This window comes from Mesorhizobium sp. M1348 (genome assembly GCF_040317925.1).
Taxonomy (GTDB): Bacteria; Pseudomonadota; Alphaproteobacteria; order Rhizobiales; family Rhizobiaceae; genus Mesorhizobium.
On record NZ_JAMYLH010000013.1, the window covers coordinates 21,754 to 46,931 of the forward strand.

The following is a 25,178-nucleotide window of genomic DNA, read 5'->3' on the forward strand; positions in this document are numbered from 1 at the left end:
TCTTCTCCGATGCGAAAGTGGCGTTCAGCCATGCCGATTTGCGCCAGCCTCGGTTTCAAGCCTCGGGATGCGACTCGATCAGATCTTCTTCACCGCCAAAGCCGTGCATATAAAACGCCCATTGCAGGCCGATGACAGCGCCCTTGACCGGCTGCAGCAGGACGACGGCGAGAATGATGGTCAATGGCACCCAGATGGCGATGTGCTGCCAGGTCGACAGCGTCGAGGTCGCCTCGACACCCATGAAGGCGCCGAGCACGATGTGGCCGACAATGACCACCACAAGATAGGCCGGCAGGTCGTCGGCGCGATGGTGGTGGAGCTCCTCGCCGCAATGATCGCATTTGTCGACGGTTTTGACGAAGGCGCGAAACAGCTTGCCCTCGCCGCAATGCGGGCAGCGGCCGAGCATGCCGCGCTTCATTGCCGTCCATAGCGGCCGGGCGGTCCGGCCCGAGTGATGTTCGCCGCCGAAACCCCGTTCTTCCACCTGCAGTTCTGTTGGCATTACCGTCTCCTGCCGCGCGAGCCTGGACGCGATTGCGACGCTCGGGCGCGGCCTTTGGCCTTGTGGAACGACCGTTTGGAGCCGGGCAGCGGCTTTGGCTCGGTCAGCATCTCGAAACGCATCGCGCCGGCCATCGGCGCCACCTCGATCAGGCGAACCTCGACGCGATCAGCAAGCTGATAGCCCTTGCCGGTGCGTTCTCCGAAAAGCGATCGAGCAGTTTCGTCGTATATATAGTAGTCGCCGCCCAGGGTTGAAACCGGAATGAATCCATCCGCGCCATACTGTGGCAATTGGACAAACAGGCCCGATTTGGTGACGCCCGAGATGCGGGCGTCGAAACGGTCGTCGATCCGCTCGGCGAGATAGGCGGCGATCAGCCGGTCGACCGTGTCGCGCTCGGCGGCCATCGCGCGCCGCTCGGTCGCCGAAATCAGCGCCGAGACCTCTTCCAGCCGTTCCGCCTCGTCCTTCGTCAGGCCGCCCGGACCAAGGCCGAGTGCGGCAATCAGCCCACGATGCACGATCAGGTCGGCATAGCGGCGGATCGGCGAGGTGAAATGCGCGTAGCGCTTAAGATTGAGGCCGAAATGGCCGATATTGGCGGGCGAATATTCGGCCTGGCTCTGCGAGCGCAGCACCACTTCGTTGACCAGCCCCTCATTGTCGGCGCCGCGCACGCGAGCGAGGATGCCGTTGAACTGGTTCGGCCGCATCTGTGCACCGCGCGCCAGCGACAGGCCGAGCGTCTGCAGGAATTCACGCAGCGATTCCTGCTTGGCGAGCGAAGGCGCATCGTGGATGCGGTAAACCAGCGCCTGCCGCTTCGCCTCCAGCGTCTCGGCGGCGGCGACATTGGCCTGGATCATGAACTCTTCGATCAGTTTGTGCGCGTCGAGCCGCTCCGGCACGACGACCTTGTCGACGGTGCCGTCCTGCTTGAGAAGGATCTTGCGCTCGGGCAGATCGAGTTCGAGCGGCTGGCGCGTGTCGCGGCCGCGCTTCAGGATCGCGTAGGCGTCCCATAGCGGCTTCAGCACCGCATCGAGGATCGGGCCAGTCGTGTCGTCCGGTGCGCCGTCGATCGCCGCTTGCGCCTGCTGATAGGCGAGTTTCGCCGCCGACTTCATCATGATGCGATGGAATGAGTGTCTGAGTTTGTGACCATCGGCCGAGAAAGTCATACGCACCGCAATTGCCGGACGATCCTGGCCCTCGCGCAGCGAACAGAGGTCGTTCGAGATGCGTTCCGGCAGCATTGGTACGACTCGGTCGGGGAAATAGACCGAATTGCCGCGCTTCAGCGCTTCGCGATCAAGCGCCGTGCCATAGCGCACGTATGCAGCGACATCGGCAATGGCGACGGTGACAACCACGCCGCCGGCGTTCTTCTCGTCGGTGTCGGGCATAGCGAACACCGCGTCGTCATGATCCTTGGCATCGGCCGGATCGATGGTGAGCAGCGGCAGCTCGCGCCAATCCTCGCGGCCGGCAAGCGTCGCCGGCTTGACCGCCTCCGCCTCGGCGATGACGTCCGCGGGAAAAATATGGGGAATGTCATGTGCGTGGATGGCGATCATCGAGACCGCCTTTTCGCTGGTCAGCGACCCCAACACCGCCAGAACCTTGGCTCTCGGCAGCCCGTAGCGGGAGGCCCGCGCCGGCTCGACCTCGACCAGGTCGCCATTCTTGGCGCCGTTCTGGAATTCCTTGTCGACGACCAGCTCCGGCTGGCGCCTTTCCACCGGCTCGATGCGGAGCGTGCCGTCCTTCAGCACACGGAAAACGCCGAGAACCGCATCGGTGCGCTTCTCGAATATCTTCATTACCCGGCCGGTATAGGCCGGGCCTGCCGGATCGTCGGTCGGAAAGGTCTTGGCCAGCACGCTGTCGCCGATGCCCGGCGTCGGGCCATTGCCGCCGCGCGACACGCGGATCGCTATGACCGGAGGTTCGCCATTGCCCACGGCTTCGGTCGGGTGCGCCAGCAGCACACCATCGGCGTCACGGCCGAAGATGTCGAGCACCGCGACGTGGGGCAGGGTGCCGACGCGGGCAAGCCGCTTGCGCTCCTTGGTCAGCAGGCCTTCATCCTGCAGGTCGCGCAAGACGTCCTTCAGCCAGATACGGTCTTCGCCGCGCAGCGCAAACGCCTTGGCGATGTCGCGTTTTCCGGCGCGGTCCGGATTTTCGGCGATGTAACGCAGTATCTCGTCGCGTGAAGGCCGGTAATTGTCCCTGACCTTGGCACGGGTATCGGCGGTGCGCAGATCGCCGTGGCTTCTTCCGGAGACTTTGCGCGCCAACCCGTCCTATCCCTTTTTCCTGGCCGCCGGTTTTTTGGCCGCAGCCGGTTTCTTCGCAGGCGCGGCCGCTTTGCGGAAGGGCTTCCTGGCGCCATTGCCGCCCTTGGCTTCCTTTTCCGCAATGAGCGCCACCGCATCCTCGATCGTCACCGATTGCGGATCCTTGCCCTTCGGCAGCGTCGCATTAACCTTGCCGAAATTCACATAAGGCCCGTATTTGCCGTCGCGCACGACGATCTTGCCGCCGCCTGCAGGATGTTCGCCAAGTTCCTTGAGCGCAGCGGCTGTGCCGCCATTGCGGCCGCCTTTGCCCTTCAATTGCTTTTCGGCGATCACCGAGACGGCGCGATTGAGGCCGATCGAGAACACGTCCTCGATGCTGTCGAGATTGGCGTAGGTGCCGTCATGCAGCACGAACGGCCCGTAGCGCCCCAGCCCGGCCGAAATCATCTTGCCCGATTCCGGATGCTTGCCGACGTCGCGCGGCAGCGACAACAGGGCGAGCGCCTTTTCGTGATCGATCGAATCGACAGTCCAGCCCTTGGGCAGGCTGGAGCGCTTGGCATCCTTGCCGTCGCCGCGTTGGATATAGGGGCCGAACCGGCCATTGCGCAGCGTGATCTCCTCGGCGGTATAGGGGTCCTTGCCGAGCACTTTGGTGCCGTCTTCGCCATTGCCGTTCTCGCCATTGGGATTGGCGGCGTCGCCGAGCTGGCGGGTGAAGGAGCATTCGGGATAGTTCGAACAGCCGACGAAGGCGCCGAACTTGCCGAGCTTCAGCGACAGGTTGCCGGTGCCGCATTTCGGACAGATGCGCGGGTTCGAACCGTCTTCCCGCGCGGGAAACACCAGCGGCGCCAGTTCCTCGTTCAACGCATCGAGAACGTCAGTGACGCGCAACTCCTTGATGTCGGCGACGGCGCCGGAAAAATCCTTCCAGAAATCGCGCAGCACGTCCTTCCAGGCGAGCTTGCCGTCGGAAATCTCGTCGAGCTTTTCCTCCAGCGAAGCGGTGAAGTCGTACTCGACATAACGCTCGAAGAAGCTTTCGAGGAAGGCCGACAATAGCCGGCCCTTGGCCTGCGGCACCAGCTTGCGCTTGTCGATGGTGACATAGTCACGATCCTCGAGGGTCTTCAGGATCGCCGTATAGGTCGACGGCCGGCCGATGCCCAACTCTTCCAGCTTCTTGATCAGCGAAGCTTCCGAATAACGCGGCGGCGGTTCGGTGGTGTGCTGGGTGGCGTTGATCGCCTCGCGGGTGAGCTGCTCGCCGGCACGGATCTCGGGCAGGCGGCGGCTTTCCTCGTCTTCCGAATCTTCTTCCTTCTGCTCGATGTAAGCGGCAAGGAAGCCATCGAAACGAACAACCGAGCCGACAGCACGAAGCTCGGCGGTACGCGAACCGTTGATGGCCTCGATCTCAACCGTGGTGCGCTCGATCTCGGCCGGCTGCATTTGGCTGGCGATGGCGCGTTTCCAGATCATCTCGTAAAGCCGCGCCTGGTCGGCGTCGAGATACTGCCTGACGGAAGCCGGCGTGCGCATGAAATCAGTCGGACGGATCGCTTCGTGCGCTTCCTGGGCATTCTTGGCCTTGGCGGAATAGACGCGCGGCTTTTCAGGCAGGTATTTGGCACCGAATTCCTTGGCAATCGCATCGCGTGCGGCAGAGATCGCCTCCGGTGCCATCTGCACGCCATCGGTTCGCATATAGGTGATCAGGCCGGTGGTCTCGCCGCCGATCTCCATGCCCTCATAGAGCCGCTGCGCCACCTGCATGGTGCGGTTGGCCGAAAAGCCGAGACCCGATGAGGCTGCCTGCTGCAGCGTCGAGGTGGTGAAGGGCGGGCCGGGATTGCGCCTGGTCGGCTTGGCTTCGACCGACACTGCCTTGAAGCTGGCGCCTTCGAGCATCGCCTTGATGTCGTCGGCCTGCGCCTTGTTGGAAATGTCGAGCTTTTGCAGCTTCTTGCGCTCGAAGGCGGTCAGCCGCGCCTCGAAATTTTCCTTGCGCGGCGTACCGAGAATGGCGGCGACCTGCCAGTATTCCTCGCGGATGAAGCGCTCGATCTCGGATTCGCGGTCGCAGACCAGACGTAGCGCCACCGACTGGACGCGGCCGGCGGAGCGGGCGCCGGGCAGCTTGCGCCACAGCACGGGCGACAGCGTGAAGCCGACCAGATAGTCGAGCGCGCGGCGGGCGAGATAGGCATCGACCAGCGGCGCATCGATCTGGCGCGGATTGGCCATCGCCTCCAGCACCGACGCCTTGGTGATGGCGTTGAAGACGACGCGGCTGACCGGCTTGTCCTTCAGCGCGCGCTTTTGCTTCAGCACTTCCAGGACATGCCAGGAGATCGCTTCGCCCTCGCGGTCCGGATCGGTGGCGAGGATCAGCCCGTCGGCGTCCTTGACCGCCTTGGCGATATCGGCGAGACGCTTTCCAGACGCGGTGTCGACGGCCCAGGACATGGCAAAGTCCTCGTCCGGACGCACCGAGCCATCCTTGGCCGGCAGATCGCGGACATGGCCAAACGAGGCCAGAACCTTGTAGTTCTTGCCGAGGTACTTGTTGATTGTCTTCGCCTTGGCCGGCGATTCGACGACGACGACGTCCATACGGTCTCATATCAGTTGTGATGCGGCAGAAGAATTCCGCTGCGCGCGACGAAATCTCGTTCAATGTGTCGCTCACATGGCCGCGCTTTTGCATCCGGTCAAGGCCAAGCAGTCAAAATGCGGCCCTGTACCGAATGCGCAACCCAACGGCGCGCCATGCGATTTTCCGCAATCCTGGACAAGGGAAATGGCCAGCCTATCGCTGAACAAACCCGGCAATTGATCCTGGAGAACGGGACAAACTCTCCCGCGGATATAAGAGAAACATCGAGCACGCGCCAGCCCTGCTTGAACAGATGCTGTGAAGCGCGCAATCGGTAGCCCGGCATTTTGCTCGGACAGTCGCAAGGAACTGGCGTGCTGAAAAGCTGGCCGCCGGGGCGGTTGGGTCAAGTTCCCGGCGACCAGCCGTGTTACCGCCTGTTACAGCGGATCAGAAGCTCAAGGCTTAGTCGGCCTTGGCGATATGCCAGACGCCGCCGACACCCTCGCCGGCTCCGGCGCCGGCCTTCTTGTCCTTGCTGAACGTGTAGAGCGGCTTGCCTTCGTAGGCCCACATCCTGGTGCCGTCGGTGCGGTCGACGATCGTCCATTCGCCCTCGGCCTTGGCGTTGGCGTCAGCCTTCAGCGGCGGCCAATTGGCGGCGCATTTGTCGTAGCAGTTCGACTTGCCGGCCTCGTCCTTGTCGTAGGTGTAGAGCGTCATGCCGCTGGCATCGGTGTAGATCTTGGTGCCGCCGACCTCCGCTTCCTTCCACGCCTCGGCGGCGAAGGATGCGGCAGTGCCGAGCAAAAGCGCGGCCATGCCAATTGCGATCGTTTTCATGGACTTCTCCCTGGATCGTTCGAAAAGCGCGCGGAACCGCGGCTTCGTTGTGATCAACGCTGCCTGGCGGCCCTTTCTTCCCGGGCTGCTTTCCCGTCGATCAGGCGAGGGCGACGACTTGCCACGCGATAGTAACGGGGACCACGTGATGGGCCACGCGATGGTGATTGGCGGACGGCCGTTGTCGCGGCTATATGGCTGCGCAGTCATCTGGAGACGGAAATGGCATTGGACGTCGGCTATGTCAGTGCGATCGGGGCGGGAGCAATTTCGTTCCTGTCACCCTGCGTGCTGCCGCTGGTGCCGCCTTACCTGTGCTATATGGCCGGCGTGTCGGTCGACGATTTCCGCGGCGAGGCCGGCATTGCGGCAAAGGCCGGTGCGCGAGGCGCGCTGGTTAATTCCTCCATCGCCTTCGTGCTCGGCTTCTCGACCGTCTTCGTCGCGCTCGGCGCCGGCGCCTCGACCATCGGCCATCTGCTGCGGGTCTGGCAGGAGCCGCTGGCAATGGCGGCCGGCGTGCTGATCATCCTGATGGGGCTGAATTTCCTCGGCGTGCTGCGCATCCCTTTGCTTTCACGCGAGGCGCGCTTCCAGTCACAAGGCAAGCCGGCCAGCCTGATCGCCGCTTACGTCATGGGCTTGGCCTTCGCCTTTGGCTGGACGCCCTGTATCGGCCCGGTGCTGGGGCCAATCCTGACGCTTGCCGGCGGCCGCGAGACGGTGGGCGAGGGCGCGCTGCTGCTTGCCGCCTATTCGCTCGGCCTCGGCATACCGTTCCTGATCGCTGCGCTGTTTTCCGGCGCCTTCATGCGCTTTCTCGGAAAATTCCGCGTCCATCTCGGCCGCGTCGAAAAAGCCATCGGCGCGCTGTTGGTGGTCGCCGGCGTGTTTTTCCTGACCGGCGGCGTGCAGACGGTGTCATACTGGCTGCTCGAGAATTTTCCGGTGCTGGGGCAATTGGGCTAGGTTCGCCGCCCGGCCCAAGCGCGAGGCCGTAGCTGCGGCGCAAGGCACCGCAGCTACGTGGTCCGTTCAACCTTCGAAATAGCCCGGCTGGTCGATATCGGCGATGAGCCCGGGTCCGCTCGGCGCCCACCCCAGCAGCGCGCGAGTCCGTTCGCTCGAGGTCGGGACATCCATCGCCGCGAACATCGCGAACCAGCCAAAATGATCGGCGGCTTCTTCCCCGGACTTGGCGACGACCGGCACGTTCAGGCGCCTGCCGATCACGCCGGCGATGTCCTTGAACGGCACGCCTTGTTCGGCGATCGCGTGATATCGCCCGCCACCGGCTCCATGCTCGAGCGCAAGCCGGTAAACGCGAGCGGCATCGAACCGATGCACGGCGGGCCAGCGATTGAGCCCTTCGCCGGCATAAGCCGACACGCCCTTCCTGCGAGCAAGGTCGATGAGAATAGGAACAAAGGCGTGGTCGCCCTGGCCATGGACCGACGGCGGAAGGCGGACAACCGACGCGCGCACCCCGCGTGCCGGCAGCGCGGCGGCTGTCGCTTCGGAGGCGCGGGGATATGAGGCGGAAGCGGGAACAGGCGCATCTTCCTCGGTCGCTGTACGGCCGCGCGCCTGGAGCGCGGTTCCGGAGGTGACGAGCAGGGGCCGCTCGGAGCCTTCGAGTGCACCGCCCAAGGCCTCGATGGCGCGCCGGTCCATCTCGCAGTTTTGCGCGAATTTCGAGAAGTCGTGGTTGAAGCCGGTATGGATCACGCCGTCGGCTGCTGCTGCGCCGCTGCTGAGGCTTTCGAGGTCTTCGAGGTCACCTCGATGCACCTCGGCTCCGGCGGCGGCAAGCGACTTGGCCGACGCCTCCGAGCGGGCGAGGCCGAGCACCTGATGGCCGGCGCCGATGAGTTCTTGAACGACGGCAGAACCGACGAATCCGGTCGCTCCGGTAACGAAAACACGCATCACGACTTCTCCTTGTTCATTTCTGACCACGACCATGCTCGCGGCCCAGTTGTGTCGTGATAGGCGCTTGAGAAAATACGATCTATGCGGTAAAGTCCGTATTGTCTTCGCAATCGTCCGGAATGACCTGTGGATCCCCTTTCAGATGTGCTCTCGCTGCTGAAGCCGCGAAACTATATGTCGGCCGGTTTCGATGCTGGTGGTGAATGGTCGATCCAGTTCCCCGACCAGCAGCAAAGCATCAAGACCGGAGCGGTGGTCTCCGGCCGTTGCTGGCTATCTGTGGAGGGCGTTGCTGACGCAGTGCGCCTTGAGACGGGAGACTGCTTCCTGCTGCCGAGTGGATGGCCTTTCCGCCTTGCAAGCGACATGAGCTTGACGCCTGTTGAAGCCGTCAAGATTTTTCCGCCTGCGCGAGCCGGCGGTGTCGTGACCCACAATGGCGGTGGTGATTTCTTTCTGGTCAGCAGCCGCTTCGCGCTTGGCGGCAATCATGCCGGCATCCTGTTGCGGATGCTGCCAGCCATTGTGCATATCCGCAAAGAGTCGGACCAGTCGGCGCTGCGCTGGTCGGTGGAGCGGATGATGCAAGAGCTGCGCGAGCCGCAGCCGGGCGGCTTTCTGGTGATCCAGCACCTCGCCCACATGATGCTGGTTCAGGCGTTGCGGCTGCATCTTTCAGAAGGATTGAAAGGTGGCATCGGCTGGCTCTTTGCCCTGGCGGACAAACAGATCGGCGCGGCGATCAGCGCCATGCATGACGATCCGGCACATGGCTGGACGTTACAGGAGCTGGCGGAACGGGCCGGCATGTCGCGATCGACCTTTGCGCTCAGATTCAAGGAGACGGTCGGCGCGTCGCCGATGGACTATTTGACGCGCTGGCGAATGCTGCTGGCCGGCGACCGGCTGACGAATTCCAGCGATCCCGTCGCCGTCATCGCGCTGTCGCTCGGCTACGAATCCGAAAGCGCGTTCAGCACAGCCTTCAAGCGGGTCATGAACTGTTCGCCGCGGCAATATAGCCGTGGCCGAACTCCCGTCTTCGCATCGCGTAACGAGCCGGAAGCCGCTTGAGCCGATCGGGCTTGGGCGTGTCGCGGGTAGGAGGTTCCACGCCTCACCGGAATTTAACCGCATTGGTGCAGCATGGCGCCGGTGCTACTAACGCTTCGATTCCAGACCCCTTTCAACGGTTGCTGTCCCCATGAGCCAGAGATCCTGCCTGTCCATCATCCTCGCCGCTGGCGAAGGCACGCGCATGAAGAGTGTAGTGCCGAAAGTGCTGCACACAATCGCCGGCCTGCCGATGGTTGCCCATGTCGTCAAGGCGGCCGAAGCCGCCGGCAGCGGCGATCTGGCGCTGGTGATCGGCCATGGCGCCGATGAGATGCGCAAGGCCGCACTCAAGTTTGCGCCGAAGGCCGAGGCTTTCGTTCAGGAAAAACGTCTCGGCACCGCGCACGCCGTGCTTGCCGCACGCGCAGCAATATCAAAGGGTTATGACGACATCTTAGTGATGTTTGGCGACACGCCGTTGATCGATCCGGAAGCGCTCGCGGCGGCGCGGCTGAAGCTGGCGGAAGGTGCGGCCGTCGTCGTGGTCGGCTTCCGTACGGAAAATCCTTCGGGCTACGGCCGGCTTATCGAAAAGGCCGGCAAGCTCGTCGCCATACGCGAGGAGAAGGACTGCTCGGACGAGGAGAAGAAAGTCACCTTTTGCAATGGCGGGCTGATGGCGGTCGCTGGCAGGCATGCGCTGATGCTGCTCGATCAAGTCGGCAGCAAGAACGCCAAGGGCGAGTATTATCTCACCGATATCGTCGAGATCGCGGCTGCGCAGGGACTTGATGTGGTCGCCACCGAAGCCAGTTTCGAGAACGCGCTCGGCATCAACAACCGTGCCGAGCTTGCTCAGGCGGAAGGTATCTGGCAGACGCGTCGACGCCATGAAGCGATGCTTTCCGGGGTGACGCTGATTGCGCCTGAAACCGTGTTCTTCTCGCACGATACCGAGATCGGTGCCGATACGATCGTCGAATCCAATGTCTGGTTCGGGCCGGGCGTGAAAATCGCCACGGGCGCCAAGATCCATGCCTTCAGCCATATCGAAGGCGCCACCATCGCGTCGAATTGCGATGTCGGGCCGTTCGCGCGGCTGCGGCCCGGGGCCGATCTGAGAAACAAAGCCAAGGTCGGCAATTTCTGCGAGGTAAAGCAGGCGATCGTCGAGGAGGGCGCCAAGGTCAATCACCTGACCTATATCGGCGATGCCCGCATCGGCGCGGGCGCCAATATCGGCGCCGGCACCATCACGTGCAATTATGACGGCTATTCGAAATTCTTCACCGATATCGGCGAGGGCGCCTTCATCGGCTCGAACTCCTCGCTGGTGGCGCCGGTGTCGATCGGCAAGGGCGGCTACATCGCTTCGGGCAGCGTCATCACCGAAAGCGTGCCCGACGATGCGCTGGCTTTCGGCCGCTCCCGCCAGCGGACGCTGCCCGGCAAGGGCAAGGAGTTGCGCGAGCGTTTTGCTTCGGCCGCGGCGGCCCGCAAAAAAGGCTAGCCTAACGGAACTCGGCGACAAGCTCAATTTGGCCGACGATTGCATCGTTGAAGGCGGACAGGTCTTCGGCCGGGATCCAGTATTCCAGATGCGCCCGGCTGCCGGCATGCTGGACGCTGTAGCGGTTCAGAAAGCTGCGACGCACCTCGAAACGCGTCACGAAACCTGATCCGCTCGCGGGCACGTTCCAGTCCCGGGCGATCTGGGTGGCATAGGCCTCGCTTGTAACCGGATAGAAGATCGGCTGATCGGCGAGTCGAGGCGGAAAGGCGCGCATCCCTGACTTCTGGATCAACTCCAGTTCGCGTGGCCCAACCGGACGCCAAAGCGTCACCGTCTCAATTCGTTCGTTCATAGCCGCATCGTGTCTTTGACTGATTTCAGGAGCCGTTGAGCCGAGATAGGATACATAAGCGGAGAAACTGAGCAATTGCAGTAACCTGATTGCAAGTGGGCCCTGTCATGGTGCATCTGTGCAGGATAGTCCGGCTGATACCGGACGAAATGGAATGTGATTTTTCGCGGCAGCCCGGCAGTCTCTAAATAGCGCCGGGTTTGAGGTCGGAATCGGGGGCAAGCGCCATGTGCGGTATCGTTGGAATTGTCGGTAACTCGCCGGTCGCGCCGCTTATCGTCGATGCGTTGAAAAGGCTCGAATATCGCGGCTATGACTCGGCCGGCGTCGCCACGATCGAGCACGGCAGGCTTGACCGCCGCCGCGCCGAGGGCAAGCTGGTCAATCTCGAGCGCCGGCTGAAGGACGAACCGCTCGACGGCATGATCGGCATCGGCCACACGCGCTGGGCCACGCATGGCGTTCCGAACGAGAGCAATGCGCATCCGCATTTTTCCGACGGCGTCGCCATCGTCCATAACGGCATCATCGAGAATTTCGCCGAATTGCGCGACGAGCTGATGCGCGACGGCTACAGCTTCGCCTCGCAGACCGATACCGAAGTCGTCGCGCATCTGGTGGCGCGCGAACTGGCCAAGGGGCTGAAGCCGGTTGAGGCGGCGCACCAGGCGCTGAAGCGGCTGGAAGGCGCCTTTGCGCTCGCCATCATGTTCAAGGGCGACGAGGATCTGATCGTCGGAGCCCGCAACGGCCCGCCGCTCGCCGTCGGTCATGGCGACGGCCAGATGTTCCTTGGCTCCGACGCCATTGCGCTTGCCCCTTTCACCAATTCGATCACCTATCTGGAAGACGGCGACTGGGCGGTGGTGCGCCGCAACGAGGTCGATATCTTCGATATGGGCGGCAACAAGGTCGACCGCAAACGCCAACAGTCGCTCAGCACGAGCTTCATGGTCGACAAAGGCAACCGCCGCCATTTCATGGAAAAGGAGATCCATGAACAGCCGGAAGTGATCTCGCACACGCTGGCGCATTATGTTGATTTCGTGGGCGGCGTCTCGAAGCCGCTCGACCTGCCGTTCGATTTCGCCAAGATCGACCGGCTGGCGATCTCGGCCTGCGGCACCGCCTATCTCGCCGGGCTGATCAGCAAATACTGGTTCGAGCGCTATGCGCGGCTGCCGGTCGACATCGATGTCGCCTCGGAGTTCCGTTACCGCGAGATGCCGCTGTCGAAGACTGATGCCGCTTTCTTCATCTCACAATCGGGCGAGACCGCCGACACGCTGGCGTCGCTACGCTACTGCCGCAAGGCCGGCATGAAGATCGGGGCGGTCGTCAATGTGCGCGAATCGACCATGGCGCGCGAATCCGACGTCATCCTGCCGACGTTGGCCGGCCCGGAGATCGGTGTCGCTTCGACCAAGGCGTTCACCTGCCAGCTTTCCGTGCTGGCCTCGCTGGCGGTGCGGGCGGGCGTGGCGCGCGGAACGATTTCGCATGAGCAGGAGAAAACGTTGATACGCGAGCTGTCGGAAGCGCCGCGTTATGCCAACCAGGTGCTGAAGCTCGACGGACAGATCGAAAAGATCGCGCGCGACCTCTCGCACTACAAAAACGTGCTCTATCTCGGTCGTGACACCAATTTTCCGCTGGCCATGGAAGGCGCGCTGAAGCTCAAGGAGATTTCCTATATCCATGCCGAGGGCTATGCCGCCGGCGAGCTGAAGCACGGGCCGATCGCTCTGATCGACGAGAACATGCCCGTAATCGTCATCGCCCCTCATGACCGCATCTTCGAAAAAACGGTGTCGAACATGCAGGAGGTGGCGGCGCGCGGCGGCAAGATCATCCTGATCACCGACGGCAAGGGCGCGGCACACGCTACGGTGAAGACGATGGAGACGATCGTTTTGCCGGACGTGCCGGAAATCATCTCGCCGATCATCTACGCGCTGCCGATCCAGATGCTCGCCTACTTCACCGCCGTGTTCATGGGCACGGACGTCGACCAGCCTCGCAACCTGGCGAAATCGGTAACGGTGGAATAGGTCTCGTTTAAAAACTTCGCCATTCCAAAGCGCCTTCGGGTTCAGTAGTGTCGCGCTGCAAACACACGCTGCGGTGAACCATGTCGGATGCTCTCAAGACCTCAGGCATGACCCGGCTGAGAAACTATTTCCTGACCGGCTTCGTCGTTTGCGCGCCGCTCGCGATTACCGCCTACATTGCCTGGTCGCTGATCGGCTGGGTCGATTCCTGGGTGAAACCCTACATTCCGGTACGCTACAATCCGGACACTTACCTGCCGTTTCCAGTGCCGGGTTTTGGGCTGATCGTTGCCCTGATCCTCATCACCTTCATCGGGTTTATGACCGCCAATATCGTTGGCCGCGCCATCGTCAATTTCGGCGAGCGCCTGCTTGGCCGCATGCCGCTGGTGCGCGGCATCTACCGTTCGCTGAAGCAGATTTTCGAGACCGTGCTGTCGAACAAGGGCGACATGTTCCGCCAGGTCGGGTTGGTCGAATATCCGCGCAAGGGGGTCTGGTCGCTGGTTTTCGTCGCCAGCGAGAAGGAAACCGAGATCAACCAGAAGCTCGACCGGGAAGGCGATCCGCTGATTGCCGTATTCATGCCATGTACGCCCAACCCGACGACGGGCTTTCTGATGTATGTGCCGAAATCCGACATTGTGCTGCTCGACATGACAATCGAGGACGGAGCCAAGCTGATCGTGTCGGCCGGCCTGGTGGCGCCGGCGGTCAAAATGGTGACCGTGAACGGCGAGCAGATCCACGGCGCGCTTGCCAATCCTCCGCTCGACGCGATGCCTCAGCCGGCACGCAGGAGCCGCACGGCCTCATCGCGGCCGAACAGATAGAGCAGCAGGCGCAGCGCCGCGCCGCGTTCGGACTGCAGTTCGGGATCGCGCGACAGGATCAGCCGCGCATCGTCGCGAGCGGCCTCGAGCAGGTCGGCATGCGCCTCGATGCGCGCCACCTGGAAGCCCGGCGTGCCGGACTGGCGGGTGCCGAGCAACTCGCCTTCGCCGCGCAGCTTCAGATCCTCTTCGGCGATGCGAAAGCCGTCCTCGGTCTCGCGCATCACCGACAAACGGCGTTTTGCCGTCTCGCCAAGCGGGTCCTTGTAGAGCAGCACGCAGGACGATGGCTTGTCGCCGCGCCCGACCCGGCCGCGCAATTGGTGCAACTGGGCAAGGCCAAAACGCTCGGCATGCTCGATGACCATGATTGTCGCGTCCGGCACATCGACGCCGACCTCGATCACTGTGGTGGCGATCAGGATGCGCGTCTCACCCTGCTTGAAGGCGCGCATCGCCTCGTCCTTATCGATGCCCTTCATGCGGCCATGCACCAGGCCGATCCGATCACCGAACAGCGGCTTCAGCGAGGCAAAACGGTCCTCGGCCGACATCAGCTTGATCTCCTCGGATTCTTCGACCAGCGGACAGATCCAGTAGATTTTCTGGCCATCGGCGACGGCGTCGAGCATGCGTCCGATCAGTTCGTCGAGCCGTTCAAGCGGCAAGGTGACGGTGCGGATCGGCTGGCGGCCCGCCGGCTTTTCCGTCAGCTTCGACACGTCCATGTCGCCAAATGCAGTCAGCACTAGCGTCCGGGGTATCGGCGTTGCCGTCATCACCAGCATGTCGGGCGCATCGCCCTTGGCGGTGATCGCAAGGCGCTGGTGGACGCCGAATCGGTGTTGCTCGTCGACGACGGCGAGCACGAGGTCATGGAACGTCACCGTTTCCTGGAACAGCGCATGGGTGCCGACGACGATGTCGATGTCGCCATTGGCCAGCCCGGTCAGCGTGTCGGCGCGCTCGCGGCCCTTTTCGCGGCCGGTGAGGATGGCGACGCGCAAGCCGGACCGTTCCGCCAACGGCGCAATCGTTGCGAGATGCTGGCGCGCCAGGATTTCGGTCGGCGCCATCAATGCCGCCTGGCCGCGGGCCTCGACGGCACGCGCCATGGCAAGCAGCGCGACTACCGTCTTGCCGGAGCCGACATCGCCCTGCAAAAGGCGCAGCATGCGTTCGGGGTCGCTGAGATCGGCGTTGATTTCGGCAAGCGCCATTTCCTGCGACATGGTCAGCGAATAGGGGAGTACCGCGCGCAGTTGTTCGACTATGCGGCCGTCGCCGACGAGTGGCCGGCCCGATAATCGGCGGACCTTGGCCCGCACCAGCGCCAGCGATACCTGGCCGGCCAAGAACTCGTCATAGGCAAGGCGCCGCCACGCTGCGCCGTCGACAGAGACGTCGATCGGGTCGGCAGGATTGTGGATGCGGTTGAGCGCATCGCTGAAAGCAGGAAAGGCATGGCGGCGCCGGAACTCACCGTCCTGCCATTCGGGCAGCACCGGCAGGCGGGCCAGCGCCTGGCCGATGGCCCGGCGCAGCACCTTGCCCGAGAGCCCGGCGGTCAGCGGATAGACCGGCTCGACCAGCGGCAGGTTTTCCGCGTCGCCGGCAAGTGCGATATGGTCGGGGTGAACCATGGTCGGGCGGCCGTTGAACCATTCCATGCGGCCTGAGACGACGACATGCTCGCCTACGGGCATTCCTTTTTCGAGATAGGCGGCATGGGCATGGAAGAAGGTCAGCGCGATCTCGCCGGTGTCGTCATGGGCGTAGACCCGGTACGGGACCGACCTGTTGCCGCGTGGCGGCGGCTGGTGGCGGTCGATGCGGACGTCGAGCGTAACGATGGCGCCTTCCGCCGAGCCGGCGATGCCAGGCCGGTTGCGGCGATCGATGACAGTATGCGGCAGCACGAACAAGAGGTCCCCGGCGCGCGCTGCCCGGTCGCCGAGATCCGCCGCCACGACTTTTTCGATCAGGGCGCCAACTTTTGGCCCGACCCCGGCAAGCGAGGTGATCGGGACAAACAGCGGATCGAGGAGGGAGGGACGCATGATGTCAGCTTATGTTGCGGCGACTGTAGCGCAAGGCTGACACCGCCTTCTATCCACGCTATATGCGCCGCCTGGGCAAGGATGTTGCAAGATGACGGGAACGAAACGATCAAGCGAGGGCCTCGATGCCCGCCGCCGCAAGCTTCTGTTTCGTTCGTGGCACCGCGGCATGCGCGAGATGGACCTTATCCTCGGCAGCTTCGCCGATGCCGAGATCGGCGCCTTGACCGGCGACGAAATCGACCAATATGAGAGGCTTCTCGACATTCCCGACACTGAATTCCTGCCCATCGTCACCGGCGAGTGCCCGGTTCCGGCGGATATCGCCTGTGCCGTCCTGCAAAAAATCCTGGCTTCGCGCCGGGCGATGACCTTCTGAACAACGTGTAGCCATGAGCCTTATTCCTACGATCGGTCTGCCGAAAGGCCGCGCCGGCCAGTTCATCGTCGATGGCGTCGCCGACGGCTACGAAGCCTTTGCGCTGGTGCAGGCTGCCCACGAAATCGCACCGGACAAGTCGGTGCTGTTCGTGGCACGCGACGGCCAGCGTCTGCCGGCGATCGTCGAGGCGCTTGCCTTTGCCGCGCCGGGCCTGCCGGTGCTGGAACTGCCGGCCTGGGATTGCCTGCCTTACGACCGCGTCTCGCCCGGCGCTGACGCCGCCGCAAGGCGGCTCGATGCGCTGGCAGCGATGATCGCGCTGGCGAAGAAGCCGCACCGCGCCGTCATTCTCACCACCGCGAATGCCTTGCTTCAGCGCATTCCGCCGGCGGAACTCGTCGAGGCGCAGACCTTTCACGCCAAGCCCGGTAACCAGATCGACATGAACATACTGGTGTCGCGGCTGGAGACTTCTGGCTTCGAGCGGGTGCCGACGGTGCGCGGCATCGGCGAATTTGCGGTGCGCGGCGGCATTCTCGATCTCTTCGCGCCGGGATGGGCGGAGGCGCTGCGCCTCGATTTCTTCGGCGATACGCTGGAATCGATCCGTGTCTTCGATACGGCAACACAGCGCACCACCGGCCAGCGCAGGTCGATGGCGCTACAGGCGATGAGCGAGGTGGCGCTGACGCCAGAGACAATCAGCCGCTTCCGTCGCGCCTACATCGACGCCTTTGGCGCGCCCTCGCGCGACGATGGGCTCTATGCGGCGGTCAGCGAGGGCAGGCGGTTTGCCGGCATGGAGCACTGGCTGCCGTTCTTCTATGAGCGGCTGGAAACCGTGTTCGATTACCTGCCTGATGCGCCCGTGGTTTTCGACCATCTGGCGCATGAGGCACTGGCCGAGCGCCATGCGCTGATCCTCGATCATTACGAGGCGCGCAAAAAGCAGGCCGACGGCGCCTTGAAGGATGCCGTGCCCTACAAGCCGGTGCCGCCGGATTTGCTTTATCTGTCGCCCGAGAACCTGATTGCCTCCCTTGGCCCGCGGGAAGCGATCGACTTCACCTCCTTCGACGCGCCCGATGCCGGCGCGAAAAAGGTGTTCCATGCCGGCTCGCGCCATGGTCGCAGCTTCGTCGAGGAGCGCGCCGACCCTAACGCCAACGTCTTCGACGTCGTCGTAAAACACATTTCCGACGAGCGCGCTGCAGGCCGCCGTGTCATCGTCGCCGGCTGGACTGAAGGTTCGCTCGACCGGCTCGGCCAGATCCTGGCCGAGCATCACCTTGGCAACCTGAAGCCGGTGGCGACGCTTGCCGAAGCCGAAAAGCTTGAGCCAGGGCAGGCGGGACTGGCCGTGCTGCCGCTCGAATCCGGCTTCGAGATGGAGAAACTGGTCGTCGTCGCCGAGCAGGACATTCTCGGCGACCGGCTGATCCGGCGCTCGAAGCGCAAGAAGCGCGCGTCTGACTTCATCGCCGAGGCTTCGGCATTGTCCTCAGGCGACATTATCGTCCATGCCGACCATGGCATTGGCCGCTTCATCGGGCTGCGCACCATCGAGGCGGTCGGTGCGCCGCACGATTGCCTCGAAATCCACTATGCCGGCGACGATCGGCTGTTCTTGCCGGTGGAAAACATCGAGCTGCTGTCGCGCTACGGCTCGGATTCGGCCGAGGCGACGCTCGACAAGCTTGGCGGCGGTGCCTGGCAATCGCGCAAGGCACGGCTGAAGAAACGCCTGCTCGACATGGCCGGGCAGCTGATCCGCATCGCCGCCGAGCGGCAGATGCGGGCCGCACCGGCGCTGATGCCGGCGGAAGGCGTCTATGGCGAGTTTGCAGCGCGTTTCCCCTATGAGGAAACCGACGACCAGCAAACGGCGATCGATTCGGTCATGGATGATCTGGGCGCTGGAAAGCCGATGGACCGGCTGATCTGCGGCGATGTCGGCTTCGGCAAGACCGAAGTCGCGCTTCGTGCCGCCTTCGTCGCGGCGATGGAAGGCTTTCAGGTCGCGGTGGTGGTGCCGACGACATTGTTGTCGCGCCAGCATTTCAAGACCTTCTCGCTGCGCTTCTCCGGCCTGCCGATCCGCGTCGCCCAGGCCTCGCGGCTGGTCGGCGCCAAGGAACTGGCCGAGACCAAGAAGGGCGTCGCCGAAGGCCAAGTCGACATCGTCATCGGCACGCACGCACTGCTCGGCTCCTCGATCTCGTTCAAGAATCTCGGCCTGCTGATCATCGACGAGGAGCAGCATTTCGGCGTCAAGCACAAGGAGCGGCTGAAGGATCTCAAGACCGACGTCCACGTTCTGACGCTGTCGGCGACGCCGATCCCGCGAACGCTGCAGCTTGCCTTGACCGGTGTGCGTGAGCTGTCGCTGATCGCCACGCCGCCGGTCGATCGCATGGCCGTGCGTACCTTCATCTCCCCCTTCGATCCGCTGGTCATCCGCGAGACGCTGCTGCGCGAGCGCTACCGTGGCGGCCATTCCTTCTATGTCGTACCGCGCATCAGCGATCTCGCGGAAATCCATGATTTCCTGCGCGAATCCGTGCCTGAGCTGAAAGTGGCCGTGGCCCACGGCCAGATGCCGCCCGGCGAACTCGACGACATCATGAACGCCTTCTATGACGGCCAGTACGATGTGCTTTTGTCGACCACAATCGTCGAATCCGGCCTCGATATACCGACCGCCAATACGCTGATCGTGCACCGCGCCGATATGTTCGGACTGTCGCAGCTCTATCAGCTGCGCGGCCGCGTCGGCCGTTCGAAGGTGCGCGCCTATGCTCTGTTCACGCTGCCGGCCAACCGCAAGCTCACCGATACAGCCGAGCGTCGACTGAAAGTGCTGCAGTCGCTCGATACGCTCGGTGCAGGTTTCCAACTGGCCAGCCACGACCTCGATATCCGCGGCGCCGGCAATCTGCTTGGCGAAGAGCAGTCGGGCCACATCAAGGAGGTCGGCTTCGAGCTCTACCAGCAGATGCTGGAGGAGGCCGTGGCCGAAGTGAAGGATTCCGGCGAGGTGCAGGACGGCGGCTGGTCGCCGCAGATCGCCGTCGGCACGGCGGTGATGATCCCGGAAAGCTATGTCCCGGATCTGCAGCTCAGGCTGGCACTCTATCGCCGTCTTGGCGATCTCGAAAATACGGAAGAGATCGATGCTTTCGGCGCCGAGCTGATCGACCGGTTCGGGCCGCTGCCGGAAGAGGTAAAGCATCTGTTGAAGATCGTCTTCATCAAGGCGCTTTGCCGCAAGGCCAACGTCGAGAAGCTCGACGCCGGGCCGAAAGGCGTCGTCATCCATTTCCGCAAGCGGGAATTCCCCAATCCGGTCGGGCTGGTCAAGCTCATCGGCGAACAGGGCTCGCTGGCCAAGATCCGGCCCGACCAGAGCGTCGTCTTCAGCCGTGACTGGGCGACGCCCGAAAAGCGGCTGGCGGGCTCAGCGGTTGTCATGACGCAGCTGGCGCGGCTGGTGGAGAAGGCGGCGGCGTAGCCGGGTGTCGCTGGTGCTCTGAACAACAACCGCGCCGGCACTTTCGCCGCCGGCCGTCATTCGCCAGCGCTGAGATTCCGGTCTAGAATAGGAAATCGGCTTCGTGTATGGAGCCGCGACCCCATATGGGGCGGATTGGCGGGCGATGGCGTCCGCCTGAAAGAGCGTTGGGTGCTTCGATGACGAAATGGTCGCCGAATTCGTGGAGAGCTAAGCCGATCCAGCAGGTTCCTGCCTATCCGGACCTTGTCGCGCTGAGGAACACGGAAACCCAGCTCGCTACCTTTCCGCCGTTGGTTTTTGCAGGTGAGGCACGCAAGCTGAAGAAGCAGCTTGCAGCCGTCGCTGCCGGTGACGCATTTCTTCTGCAGGGCGGCGATTGCGCCGAGAGCTTCGCCGAGCATGGCGCGGACAATATCCGCGACTTCTTCCGCGTCTTCTTGCAGATGTCGGTGGTACTGACCTTTGCCGGCGCGCAACCGGTGGTGAAGGTCGGCCGTGTCGCCGGCCAGTTTGCCAAGCCGCGCTCGTCCGACAATGAGACCAAGGGCGGAGTGACGCTGCCCAGCTACCGCGGCGACATCATCAACGGCATCGAATTCGATGCCAAGTCGCGCATTCCCGATCCTGCAAGGCAGGAGATGGCGTACCGCCAGTCGGCGGCGACGCTCAATCTTTTGCGTGCCTTCGCCCAAGGTGGCTACGCCAGCCTGGAGAACGTGCATCAATGGATGCTCGGCTTCGTCTCCGACAGCCCGCAGGGGGAGAAATACGAATCGCTCGCCAACCGCATTACCGAGACGATGGACTTCATGAAGGCCGTCGGCATCACCTCGGAGACCAATTACGCGCTGCGCGAGACCGATTTCTACACCAGCCATGAGGCGCTGCTGCTCGGTTATGAAGAGGCGCTGACCCGCGTCGATTCGACTTCGGGCGACTGGTACGCCACCTCCGGCCACATGATCTGGATCGGTGATCGCACGCGCCAACCCGACCATGCGCATGTCGAATATTGCCGCGGCATCAAGAACCCGCTCGGTCTGAAATGCGGGCCGTCGCTGACGCCGGACGGCCTGTTGCAACTCATCGACCTGCTCAATCCGGAGAACGAGCCCGGCCGGCTGACGCTGATCGCGCGTTTCGGCTCCGACAAGGTTGCTGACCACCTGCCGAAGCTGGTGCGCGCGGTGCAGAAGGAAGGCCGCAGCGTTGTGTGGTCGTCGGACCCTATGCATGGCAACACCATCGAAGCCGCTGGATACAAGACACGGCCGTTCGATCGCATCCTGAAGGAGGTGCAGACCTTCTTCGAGGTGCATCGCGCCGAAGGCACGCATCCCGGCGGCATCCACATCGAGATGACAGGCAAGAACGTCACCGAATGCACAGGTGGCGCTCGCGCCATCACCGCCGAAGAACTGCAGGATCGCTACCACACCCATTGCGATCCGCGTCTCAACGCCGACCAGGCGATCGAGTTGGCGTTCCTGGTGTCCGATCTGCTCAAGAAGAGCCATCCGGTCCAGCACAAGCAGGCCGTCAACGGCTGATTAGAACGTATCCGATCATCGAGCTGGTCAGCGAAACGCGTCCGGCCGGTGTCGCATTTGCTCGTGCCTAATGCGCGCAAAACTGGAATCCTGCCAAGCGATGGCAATTGCATCGGGAGAGCCGACATGGCTGACACTCACACCGGATCATGCTTGTGCGGGGCAGTGCGGTTCCAGACACGAGGACCGCTACGCGGTGTCATCTACTGTCATTGCTCGCAGTGCCGGAAGCAGAGCGGGCATTTTTATGCGGCGACCAACGTTGCCGACCGAGACATCACAATCACCGGCACGGAGAGCATCACCTGGTACGAGGCTTCTTCGTTCGCCAGGCGCGGCTTCTGCAAGACATGCGGCTCTCTGCTGTTCTGGAAGCCGAGCGACGATGGCTATGTTTCGGTCATGGCAGGCCTGTTCGACGCGCCAACCGGGCTTCAAGGAGAATGCCATATCTTCGTCGGCGACAAGGGCGACTATTACGCCATCGACGACGCGCTGCCGCAGTTCGAGAAGTCGACGCCTTCGATCAAGGTGGCAGACGGCTGATTTTTGCAGAGGTCGCCTTATTCCCTTGATCCAGCCATTGCGCTATCCCCTGCCGGTGATTCCGAAGGGTTCTGGCATGCAGCGGCTGATCGACGCTTTTTACAATTCGGTGCGGGCGTTTCGCAAACTGGCCGCCAGCGAGGAGGCCTTCCAGTTGGAGCTGGTTCTGCTCGTGCTTGCCTTGCCGCTCGGCTGGTTCCTTTCGGAATCGTGGCGCGGCTATGCGCTGCTGATCGGCGCGGTGCTGCTCATGATCATGATCGAGGTGTTGAACACCGGCATCGAGGCGGCGTGCGACGCGTTCAGCCGCGAATTCAACATCGATATCCAGCTAGCCAAGGATTGCGGTTCGCTGGCGGTGCTGATTTCGGTGGTGATCGCTGCCGGCGTCTGGGGCGTCGCCGTCATCGAGCGGATACTCGGGGTACCGATCTGAGGTTTCATACACTACATGCCGTCACTGCATTTCTCGTTTGACCATGATCTTTTCCGAAAACCGGTACCACTTTTCGGGATCATGGTCTGAGGAAACCGACATGGCCGATACCGCCGGATTTCTGCTGCTTGAACGGGAGGGCCTGCCGGACGATCTGCGCTGGCTGATCGAGAAATATCCGCGCGAGGATTGGCAGGCGCATGCCAACATCCACGGCATGGCCAATATGTGGCTGCAGCGGCACGACATGTTCCGCGAGCTTGGCGGCATGCTCACCAGCGGTATTGGCGATTATCGGGAAGGTAGGCTGAGCGCGCCGGAATTCGCGCGCTGGTTCGCGCCGCGCCTCAACCATTTCCTCGGCAATCTCGACGGCCATCACAATGTCGAGGACCATCATTATTTCCCGGTCTTCGCCAGGGCCGAGACCCGTCTGAAGCGCGGCTTCGAAATCCTGGATGCCGATCACCGCACAATCCATGAGGGACTGGAGCGCAATGCCCAGGCGGCAAATGCCTTCATCGGCACGCTTCAGGAGAGCGAGGACAAACAGCGCTTCGCCGCCGATGCCTATGCCGACGAGAACGGCCGGCTGATCGCCATGTTGACCCGGCATCTTGCCGACGAGGAAGACCTGATCATTCCGCTGATCCTCGAGAAGGGCGACCGCGCGCTCGGCATTGATTGACGATCAGCTTCCCTTGCGAAGCTCCCTCTTGGCGAGGAAGTGCGACGCCCAGCCGAGGATGGCCACGACGAGGCCGATTGCCAGAGCGATCAGCAACCGCTCGTGGCGGGCCAGCGCCTGGCCAACGATGCGCTCCGCTCCCAGCCCGAAGACATAACCGACAGTGCAGAACAGTGCCGCCCAGACTACCGACGAGACGGCGTTGAGGATGACGAAGCGCGCCGCGGCGATGCCCGATAGCCCGGCCGCGATACCGCCAACCAGGCGCAGGCCATAGATGTAGCGGTTCGACAGCACGAAAATGTTGGGATGAGAGGTGACAAGGCGGTAGGCGTGACTGAAGCCCGGCCGGGCTCGGAGCCTGATTACGAATTTATGGTCGGCGAAGCTCCGTCCCAGGATGAAAAAGAACGTGTCGCCACCGAAGGCGCCGAGCGCCGCCGCGAGGAAGGCCTGCCACGGGACGAAAACATGCTGATGCGCAAAGAAACCGCCAAGGATGGCGGCGCTTTCGCCCTCGGCGACACAGCCCAGAAAAACCGCGACCAAACCATATTGCTCAATGAGGCGATGGATGGCTTCCGTCATGAAGACGTCCGCTGCTTCGACAGAATGTCGTCGATGCGCTTCACCTGCTCGGCCAGCCGAGCGATCTCGTCGCGCATGCCGATGATTTGGCTGTGGCGCAGTTCGTCGAGTTTTTCGTGCAATGCCATGATCTCGATCTCGGCCTTGAGATTAACCTCGTAGTCGTGGGCGGCGTCGATACGATCGCGCTCGGTCTGGCGGTTCTGCGCCATCATGATCACTGGCGCCTGCAGGGCAGCAACCATGGAAAGCACGAGATTGAGGAAGATGAAGGGATAGGGATCGAAGGCGGCGCGCGACAAGAGCCAGACATTGCCTGCCGTCCACAGGATCAGGAAGCCAATGAATGTCAGGATGAAGGACCACGAGCCGCCGATCCGGGCGATGGTATCGGCCAGGCGATCGCCAAACGTCTGGTGAAAGGCGACGGCCTTGTTGGTGTCCTTGGAGATCGTGGTGCGCTCGAGCGTTGATTGCAGCACCCGGCTTTCGAGCGCGCTGAGGCCGTCCGGCTTTCGCTTCAGCCAGCGGTTTGCCATGTCCTCGATCGTTTTATTCATCGTCGCCTCCGTCGTCAGCGATAGAGGTAGAAGCTGCCGGTTCAAACGGGAAGTGGTAGATTGACGCGATGGGTCAGGAAACAATGGTGGATTTTCGGAAAATTCGCGCCCGTGCAGCGAAACGCAAAGGCGGTGAGGCAGCGCTTACGTCGCTGCTGGGCCCTATGCCCGACAATGCCGCGGTGGCAAAGATTGCGGACGACCGGATCCTGTCGACCATGGCCGAGCGGGTCTTTGCCGCCGGCTTCGTCTGGCGTGTTATCGAGCAGAAATGGCCGGGTTTCGAGGAAGCGTTTCTTGGCTTCGAGCCGAAGCGGCTGCTGTTCCAGCCCGACGATTTCTGGCACGATCTCACCGCTGACAAGCGCATCGTCCGCAATCCGCAGAAGATCAAGTCCGTACGCGACAACGCGGCCTTCGTCGAGCGCGTGTCGAAGGAGCATGGCAGCTTCGGCAAGTTCCTGGCCAATTGGCCGGCGGATGACCAGGTCGGGTTGATGGCCTATCTCGGCAAGCAAGGCAGCCGGCTCGGCGGCAATACCGGCCAGTATTTTCTGCGCTGGCTGGAGTGGGACGCCTTCATCGTCTCGGCCGACATGGCGGCAGCGCTACGCGACGCTGGGCTCGACATTGCGGAGAGCCCGACATCGAAGAAGGACCTGGGCAGGATCCAGGTGCAGATCAACGCCTGGGCGGCGGAAACCGGGCTGCCGCGCCGACACATTTCGCGCATTCTGGCAATGTCGATCGGCGAGAACCATCCACCGGAAGCCTTGCGCGAATATATGGGCGAATAGGACCGAACGGTTGGTCCAAACGAACGCCATTGCCCGACGAATTTTGCCGCGCTAAACC

General features: G+C 62.8%; 21 protein-coding genes. 12 read left to right on the plus strand and 9 right to left on the minus strand.

The annotated features are described in order from the left end of the window. Positions 1-55: 55 nt before the first annotated feature. The 4 genes from NKH13_RS20980 to NKH13_RS20995 all read right to left on the minus strand — a co-directional run bounded on the left by NKH13_RS20980 (position 56) and on the right by NKH13_RS20995 (position 6,262). On the minus strand, positions 56-508 hold the full coding sequence (locus NKH13_RS20980; protein WP_352720935.1) for a DUF983 domain-containing protein: 453 nt from the start codon (positions 506-508) through the stop codon (positions 56-58). Continuing rightward, positions 508-2,814 carry a ribonuclease R gene (rnr, locus tag NKH13_RS20985; protein ID WP_502908355.1) on the minus strand — a complete coding sequence of 769 codons (2,307 nt, stop codon included), beginning with the start codon at positions 2,812-2,814 and terminating at the stop codon, positions 508-510. The genes NKH13_RS20980 and rnr overlap by 1 nt, the downstream gene beginning before the upstream one ends. A 6-nt stretch (positions 2,815-2,820) precedes the next feature. Next, entirely contained in the window at positions 2,821-5,436 is a 2,616-nt protein-coding gene (gene topA, locus NKH13_RS20990; RefSeq protein WP_352914181.1) for a type I DNA topoisomerase, read from the minus strand. Between the two features lie 448 nt (positions 5,437-5,884). Next, positions 5,885-6,262, minus strand: coding sequence for a COG4315 family predicted lipoprotein (locus NKH13_RS20995; protein WP_352914183.1), 378 nt, complete (start codon positions 6,260-6,262; stop codon positions 5,885-5,887). 222 nt (positions 6,263-6,484) lie between these two features. Between NKH13_RS20995 and NKH13_RS21000 the strand changes: the two genes are divergently transcribed. Continuing rightward, positions 6,485-7,231 carry a cytochrome c biogenesis CcdA family protein gene (locus NKH13_RS21000; protein ID WP_352720938.1) on the plus strand — a complete coding sequence of 249 codons (747 nt, stop codon included), beginning with the start codon at positions 6,485-6,487 and terminating at the stop codon, positions 7,229-7,231. Between the two features lie 66 nt (positions 7,232-7,297). Here the strand turns inward: NKH13_RS21000 and NKH13_RS21005 are convergent, their stop codons facing one another. Continuing rightward, positions 7,298-8,191, minus strand: a complete 894-nt coding sequence (locus NKH13_RS21005) for an SDR family oxidoreductase (RefSeq protein WP_352720941.1) — start codon at positions 8,189-8,191, stop codon at positions 7,298-7,300. A 129-nt stretch (positions 8,192-8,320) separates the two neighbouring features. Between NKH13_RS21005 and NKH13_RS21010 the strand changes: the two genes are divergently transcribed. Continuing rightward, positions 8,321-9,268 carry an AraC family transcriptional regulator gene (locus tag NKH13_RS21010; RefSeq protein ID WP_352914186.1) on the plus strand — a complete coding sequence of 316 codons (948 nt, stop codon included), beginning with the start codon at positions 8,321-8,323 and terminating at the stop codon, positions 9,266-9,268. A 130-nt stretch (positions 9,269-9,398) separates the two neighbouring features. Further along, positions 9,399-10,760, plus strand: coding sequence for a bifunctional UDP-N-acetylglucosamine diphosphorylase/glucosamine-1-phosphate N-acetyltransferase GlmU (gene glmU, locus NKH13_RS21015; protein ID WP_352720944.1), 1,362 nt, complete (start codon positions 9,399-9,401; stop codon positions 10,758-10,760). Between the two features lies 1 nt (position 10,761). Here glmU and NKH13_RS21020 read toward each other — a convergent pair whose 3' ends face one another. Next, entirely contained in the window at positions 10,762-11,115 is a 354-nt protein-coding gene (locus NKH13_RS21020) for an ADP-ribosylation/crystallin J1 (protein ID WP_352720998.1), read from the minus strand. 227 nt (positions 11,116-11,342) lie between these two features. Here NKH13_RS21020 and glmS point away from each other — a divergent pair, with 227 nt between their 5' ends. Beyond that, the gene (gene glmS, locus NKH13_RS21025) at positions 11,343-13,166 is read left to right on the plus strand and encodes a glutamine--fructose-6-phosphate transaminase (isomerizing) (protein WP_352720947.1); all 1,824 of its coding nucleotides are present in this window, start codon (positions 11,343-11,345) and stop codon (positions 13,164-13,166) included. 80 nt (positions 13,167-13,246) lie between these two features. Then, positions 13,247-13,999 carry a DUF502 domain-containing protein gene (locus tag NKH13_RS21030; protein ID WP_352720949.1) on the plus strand — a complete coding sequence of 251 codons (753 nt, stop codon included), beginning with the start codon at positions 13,247-13,249 and terminating at the stop codon, positions 13,997-13,999. Here NKH13_RS21030 and recG read toward each other — a convergent pair. Further along, positions 13,951-16,059 carry an ATP-dependent DNA helicase RecG gene (recG, locus tag NKH13_RS21035; protein ID WP_352720951.1) on the minus strand — a complete coding sequence of 703 codons (2,109 nt, stop codon included), beginning with the start codon at positions 16,057-16,059 and terminating at the stop codon, positions 13,951-13,953. The genes NKH13_RS21030 and recG overlap by 49 nt on opposite strands. A 91-nt stretch (positions 16,060-16,150) precedes the next feature. Between recG and NKH13_RS21040 the strand changes: the two genes are divergently transcribed. From NKH13_RS21040 to NKH13_RS21065, 6 genes are all read left to right on the plus strand, one after another. Continuing rightward, on the plus strand, positions 16,151-16,438 hold the full coding sequence (locus NKH13_RS21040) for an FAD assembly factor SdhE (RefSeq protein ID WP_352720953.1): 288 nt from the start codon (positions 16,151-16,153) through the stop codon (positions 16,436-16,438). Positions 16,439-16,451: 13 nt separating this feature from the next. Next, on the plus strand, positions 16,452-19,952 hold the full coding sequence (mfd, locus tag NKH13_RS21045) for a transcription-repair coupling factor (protein ID WP_352720955.1): 3,501 nt from the start codon (positions 16,452-16,454) through the stop codon (positions 19,950-19,952). Between the two features lie 179 nt (positions 19,953-20,131). Further along, the gene (locus tag NKH13_RS21050) at positions 20,132-21,505 is read left to right on the plus strand and encodes a class II 3-deoxy-7-phosphoheptulonate synthase (protein ID WP_352720957.1); all 1,374 of its coding nucleotides are present in this window, start codon (positions 20,132-20,134) and stop codon (positions 21,503-21,505) included. A 126-nt stretch (positions 21,506-21,631) separates the two neighbouring features. Further along, positions 21,632-22,051, plus strand: a complete 420-nt coding sequence (locus NKH13_RS21055) for a GFA family protein (protein ID WP_352720958.1) — start codon at positions 21,632-21,634, stop codon at positions 22,049-22,051. 76 nt (positions 22,052-22,127) lie between these two features. Next, positions 22,128-22,487, plus strand: coding sequence for a diacylglycerol kinase (locus NKH13_RS21060; protein WP_352720999.1), 360 nt, complete (start codon positions 22,128-22,130; stop codon positions 22,485-22,487). Positions 22,488-22,587: 100 nt separating this feature from the next. Beyond that, positions 22,588-23,175 carry a hemerythrin domain-containing protein gene (locus NKH13_RS21065; RefSeq protein WP_352720960.1) on the plus strand — a complete coding sequence of 196 codons (588 nt, stop codon included), beginning with the start codon at positions 22,588-22,590 and terminating at the stop codon, positions 23,173-23,175. 3 nt (positions 23,176-23,178) lie between these two features. Here the strand turns inward: NKH13_RS21065 and NKH13_RS21070 are convergent, their stop codons facing one another. Both NKH13_RS21070 and NKH13_RS21075 read right to left on the minus strand, forming a co-directional pair. Continuing rightward, positions 23,179-23,763 (minus strand): DedA family protein, encoded by a 585-nt coding sequence (locus NKH13_RS21070; protein WP_352720962.1) that lies wholly within the window; start codon positions 23,761-23,763, stop codon positions 23,179-23,181. Next, entirely contained in the window at positions 23,760-24,323 is a 564-nt protein-coding gene (locus NKH13_RS21075; protein ID WP_352466385.1) for a DUF1003 domain-containing protein, read from the minus strand. Before NKH13_RS21075 ends, NKH13_RS21070 begins: the two co-directional genes overlap by 4 nt. 83 nt (positions 24,324-24,406) lie before the next feature. On the opposite strand from NKH13_RS21075, the gene NKH13_RS21080 reads away from it, so the two are divergent. Beyond that, positions 24,407-25,120: a DNA-3-methyladenine glycosylase I gene (locus NKH13_RS21080; protein ID WP_352720963.1), complete on the plus strand. Its 714-nt coding sequence runs from the start codon at positions 24,407-24,409 to the stop codon at positions 25,118-25,120. Positions 25,121-25,178 lie beyond the last annotated feature (58 nt).